Raw genomic sequence first — 5236 nt, forward strand, 5'->3', positions numbered from 1 at the left:
GTGTGCATTATGCGAAAGTTTTATGACAGTTATATGACAATATACGAAGTATTTTATTTTTAAAATAATTATTAATTTCAAATATTTAATAAAATAAATACTATTTTTTGGGTTTTATAACATGAAATATGACAGTCATTATGACAATTTTTACTCAAATTATAACGCCGTAGACTTTATCTCTAGGCAGTTAAACGAGTATTAAACTTTCGCCCAAAAGCCCTGTAAAACGTCCCACAACTTTTATGTTTTGTCATATAATTTAGCCCGCTAGCTATCAGCCCGCTCAAGAGATTTTTGTATGACAACTATTATCAAGCAAGATGACTTGATCACATCGGTTAAAGATGCGCTTCAGTTCATTTCTTACTACCATCCACAAGATTTCATCCAGGCGATGAGTCGTGCGTATGACCGTGAAGAAAACAAAGCGGCTAAAGATGCGATCGCGCAAATCTTAATTAACTCTCGTATGTGTGCAGAAGGCCACCGCCCAATCTGCCAGGATACCGGTATCGTAAACGTATTCGTTGAAGTGGGCATGGACGTTAAATTCGATTTAACGATGAGCTTAGACGATGCGATCAACGAAGGTGTACGTCAAGGTTACCTAGAAAATTCTAATGTCTTGCGTGCGTCTGTACTTGCTGACCCTGCATTCGGTCGTAAGAATACGAAAGACAACACCCCTGCTGTGATCTACCACAAACTTGTTCCAGGTAATAAAGTTGACATTACTGTTGCAGCGAAAGGTGGCGGCTCAGAAAACAAATCTAAACTGGCAATGCTTAACCCATCTGACTCAATCGTGGATTGGGTACTAAAAACTGTTCCAACAATGGGTGCAGGCTGGTGTCCACCAGGTATGCTGGGTATTGGTATCGGTGGTACTGCTGAAAAAGCCATGATGCTTGCAAAAGAAGCATTGATGGAAGAGATCAACATGGACGAACTTCTTCGTCGTGGTCCACAAAATAAACTTGAAGAACTTCGTATCGAAATCTTTGAAAAAGTAAATGCTCTGGGTATCGGTGCGCAAGGTCTTGGCGGTTTAACCACTGTTCTCGACATTAAAATCAAAGATTACCCATGTCACGCTGCGGGCAAACCAGTCGGCATGATTCCGAACTGTGCTGCAACGCGTCATGCACACTTCACGCTTGATGGTTCAGGTGTTGCAAACATTATTGCACCGAAACTTGAAGACTATCCTGAAGTAACTTGGGATTCATCATCATCTAAACGTGTTGACCTAGACACGATTACTCAAGAAGAAATGAACGCTTGGAAACCAGGCGATACCCTACTTCTTAACGGTACAATCTATACAGGTCGCGACGCGGCTCACAAACGTATGGTTGACATGTTGAACAACGGTGAAGAGCTTCCTGTCGATCTTAAAGGCAAGTTCATCTACTACGTAGGTCCTGTAGATCCAGTAGGCGACGAAGTTGTAGGTCCTGCTGGTCCAACCACGGCTACACGTATGGATAAATTTACACGTCAAGTACTTGAAGCAACTGGCATGTTTGGCATGATTGGTAAAGCGGATCGTGGCCCTGCTGCTGTTGAAGCCATCAAAGACAACAAAGCGACTTACCTCATGGCTGTGGGTGGTGCTGCATACTTAGTATCTAAAGCCATTCGTGAAGCTGAAGTGGTTGCATTTGCTGACCTTGGTATGGAAGCAATCTACAAGTTCGTGGTGAAGGACATGCCTGTATCTGTTGCGGTTGACGTAAACGGTACTTCTGTACACGCAACTGCACCAAAAATCTGGCAAGCTAAAATTGGCAAGATTCCAGTAGTTGACGCTGCTGCAGGCTAATTTAATCTGCAATAAAAAAGCATCCTTGATGGGTGCTTTTTTATTGCGCTCTTTTCCTATAAAAGTTTAATTACCAAGTACGCGGATCCCATAACTTAAATGGCGTAGTCAATTGTACGTCTTCAGTTGGATCATATTCGATGGCTTTAATTTTCTGGGCTTTCTTGCGAAGTTTCCCCGTTTCCTGATCTTGGGCAACAAAGTTAAAACTATCCGACTTAAGCTGGGTAAATGCAATTTCATTTAAACCGACAGTTTCAGGCATCAGCATTAATGGGCCTGTAGCTGTACGGCGAGTCGTTATATTTTCTTCATCATATTTAATGAAGTAAGATCTGCCGGATTCCACGCTAAAATCCAGATATTTCGGTTTCTGGAAATGCAGTGCACCGAGCGGACGGCTGGTACTCAGACGATACGTACCTGGTGGCAGCTCAACCCAGTAATAATGATTATGCAACAGACTTGGAATACGTTCCTGATTGATAAAGATACTGGCAGCCACAATTTCCTGGCGGTTCCATTTCGAATCTGGACGATATAAGTAAACCATTGCCGCCTGTTCATGCTGCGGCTTCACTGGTGCAAAACGTTGACCCAGCTTTTGATTGACCCATCCACCAATCGTGAACATGCCTACCTTATGCTGCTCGACAAACCCCGGTTTTTTGTTCAGATCGATATTTTTCAGTGTTGATGTCAGTTGCTGTTCCTGAACGGCGTGCTTCGAATGACACCCCATTAAAGCTAAACTGCTGATGAGTACAATTGCGGCTCCACGCATGCTTATCCCTCACTGCGTCTTTATTATTTTATGTACATTTTTATAAATTTATATGAATGATCAGGCGTCCACGCCTAAGAAACGAGATTAACATTGTGATTTATTTTTGAAAATAAAAAACGTGCGAAAACAGTTCATTTTCGCACGTTTCAGACGAACAGCAGTTAAGCAGACTTGCTATTTACTACCTTTAAGTCTGCCTTGGGAGTAGCAGTCTGTTCAATAGCGGCCTGACGTTCCGGACGGAATTCCGGTTTAGTCTCGCCATTGATCACAGCCTCACTCACTACCACAGTACCAACATCGGTACGGCTTGGCAGGTCATACATGGTTTCAAGCAATGAGTTCTCAAGAATAGAACGCAGACCACGTGCACCTGTATTACGTTCCAGGGCTTTTTTCGCCACAGCGCGTAATGCAGAATCTTCAAAGACCAAGTCTACATTTTCCATATCGAACAGATGCTTATACTGACGAGTTAAAGCATTCTTCGGCTCAGTCAGGATTTGCATCAAAGCTTCTTCATCCAGCTCATCCAGCGTTGCGATCACTGGCAGACGGCCAATGAATTCTGGAATCAGACCGAATTTCACCAGGTCAGTTGCTTCAACTTGGCGGAACAGGTCAGATAGCTTCTTGGTTTCCTCTTTATTGCGTACTTCTGCAGTAAAGCCGATACCACCCTTCTCCTGACGTTGCTGCACAATTTTCTCAAGTCCTGAGAATGCACCACCACAGATAAACAGGATATTTGAAGTATCAATCTGAATGAATTCCTGCTGCGGATGCTTACGGCCACCTTGTGGCGGGATTGAAGCAACTGTACCTTCGATCATTTTTAATAACGCTTGCTGTACGCCTTCACCCGATACATCACGTGTAATGGATGGGTTTTCAGACTTACGGGTAATCTTGTCGATTTCATCGATATAGATAATACCCTTTTGCGCTTTCTCGACATCATAATCAGCTTTTTGCAATAGCTTTTGTACAATGTTTTCAACGTCTTCACCGACATAACCTGCTTCGGTTAAGGTCGTTGCATCTGCCATCGCGAAAGGTACATCTAAAAGACGTGCAAGAGTTTGTGCCAGTAAGGTTTTACCCGAACCTGTTGGACCGACCAGCAAAATATTACTTTTGGCAATTTCAACGCTGTCATCAGCTTTTTTACCATTGGTCTGCACTTTTAAACGCTTGTAATGGTTATATACTGCAACAGATAACGTCTTTTTTGCTACGTCCTGACCAATTACATATTGATCTAGCGCCGCACGGATCTCATGCGGTTTCGGCAAAGGACGATTCGCCCAGTCATTGGTTTCTACCTGTTGACTGGTCTGAACCAGATCCAAGCATACGTCTACACATTCATTACAGATGTAGGCGTCTTCGCCAGCAATCAGCTTGCCAACTTCAGACTGCGTTTTACCGCAGAATGAACAATGCTTTTGTCCTTGAGTATGTTCGGACATAGTCTCTCCAATATCTCAATCTTTCAAACTTATGGACGTTTTGTTAGAACTTCGTCCACGAGACCATATTCTTTCGCTTGCTGAGCAGTCATGAAGTTATCACGGTCAGTATCACGCGCGACTTTATCAAAGTCCTGGCCACTGTGTTCTGCCATCAGACGGTTTAAACGCTCTCTGATAAACAGGATTTCACGGGCATGGATTTCAATATCAGATGCCTGCCCCTTAAAACCACCCAATGGCTGGTGAATCATGACACGGGCATTTTCAAGGCAATAACGTTTGCCTTTTGCGCCCGCATTTAACAGAAATGCACCCATTGAGGCAGCCTGACCCATACAATAAGTCACAACATCCGGCTTAATAAATTGCATGGTGTCATAAATTGCCATACCTGCAGTCACCGAACCACCTGGCGAGTTAATATATAGATGAATATCCTTGTCAGGATTTTCAGCTTCTAAAAACAGCATTTGCGCAACAATCAAGTTGGCCATGTTGTCTTCAACTTCACCAGTCAAGAAAATTACCCGCTCACGTAAAAGACGTGAATAAATATCAAAAGAACGCTCACCACGAGATGATTGTTCTACCACCATTGGAACTAAAGCGTTTTCAATCGCTGGAACATACATACGTTTATTTATTCCTAAATTTTTTGTGACTTAACCCATAATTACAATATGAGGGATAATGATCTAAATTGCAAAATATTCGCCATGAATTCCATGATATTTTTTGCATTAGTTTTGTGAAAAACGGATTAGGTCATAGAAAGCTAAAGTATTAAAAAAAGGCGCTTAAAGCGCCTTTTTATGACCAGCTAAACTTAGCCTTGTTGGCGAGCTTGCTGAGCTTTTAATAGGTCTTCATAGCTAACCTTAGTGTCAGTCACTTTAGCAGCAGCTAGGATGTGATCAACAACTTGGTCTTCGAGAACAACTGCTTCGATTTGAGCACGTTGTTGCTTGTCATTTTTGAAGTATTCAATCACTTCAGCAGGATCTTCATAAGAAGAAGCCATGTCTTCGATGTAAGCTTCTACACGTGCTTGATCAACTTCGATTTTCGCGTCAGCAAGTACTTTACTTACCAACACGCCAAGTTTCACTGATTTTTCAGCTTGTTCTTTGAACAGTTCATCTGGAA

The 5236-nt window shown here is 42.6% G+C and carries 4 protein-coding genes and 1 pseudogene; 1 reads left to right on the top strand and 4 read right to left on the bottom strand.

Annotated features, from left to right (window positions below; genetic code table 11):
- Positions 1-301 precede the first annotated feature (301 nt).
- Complete coding sequence (locus tag B4033_RS05905; RefSeq protein ID WP_004813196.1) at positions 302-1828, top strand: fumarate hydratase; 1527 nt, start codon at positions 302-304, stop codon at positions 1826-1828.
- A gap of 70 nt (positions 1829-1898) precedes the next feature.
- Here B4033_RS05905 and B4033_RS05910 read toward each other — a convergent pair whose 3' ends face one another.
- The 4 genes and pseudogenes from B4033_RS05910 to B4033_RS05925 all read right to left on the bottom strand — a co-directional run.
- Positions 1899-2612: a DUF2846 domain-containing protein gene (locus B4033_RS05910; RefSeq protein ID WP_004813198.1), complete on the bottom strand. Its 714-nt coding sequence runs from the start codon at positions 2610-2612 to the stop codon at positions 1899-1901.
- A 164-nt stretch (positions 2613-2776) separates the two neighbouring features.
- On the bottom strand, positions 2777-4087 hold the full coding sequence (gene clpX / locus B4033_RS05915; protein ID WP_286832666.1) for an ATP-dependent protease ATP-binding subunit ClpX: 1311 nt from the start codon (positions 4085-4087) through the stop codon (positions 2777-2779).
- A gap of 29 nt (positions 4088-4116) precedes the next feature.
- Positions 4117-4722 (bottom strand): ATP-dependent Clp endopeptidase proteolytic subunit ClpP, encoded by a 606-nt coding sequence (gene clpP / locus B4033_RS05920; RefSeq protein WP_004813202.1) that lies wholly within the window; start codon positions 4720-4722, stop codon positions 4117-4119.
- Between the two features lie 194 nt (positions 4723-4916).
- Positions 4917-5236 (bottom strand): annotated as a pseudogene (locus B4033_RS05925) (trigger factor); the annotation flags it as partial.

Origin of the sequence: Acinetobacter sp. UBA3132 (assembly GCF_002364825.1) — a bacterium.
GTDB lineage: Bacteria > Pseudomonadota > Gammaproteobacteria > Pseudomonadales > Moraxellaceae > Acinetobacter > Acinetobacter schindleri.

Bases quoted from the DNA above. Each gene is read 5' to 3' on its own strand.
- B4033_RS05905 (WP_004813196.1), top strand. From the start codon at position 302: ATGACAACTATTATCAAGCAAGATGACTTGATCACATCGGTTAAAGAT.
- B4033_RS05910 (WP_004813198.1), bottom strand. From the start codon at position 2,612: ATGCGTGGAGCCGCAATTGTACTCATCAGCAGTTTAGCTTTAATGGGG.
- clpX (WP_286832666.1), bottom strand. From the start codon at position 4,087: ATGTCCGAACATACTCAAGGACAAAAGCATTGTTCATTCTGCGGTAAA.
- clpP (WP_004813202.1), bottom strand. From the start codon at position 4,722: ATGTATGTTCCAGCGATTGAAAACGCTTTAGTTCCAATGGTGGTAGAA.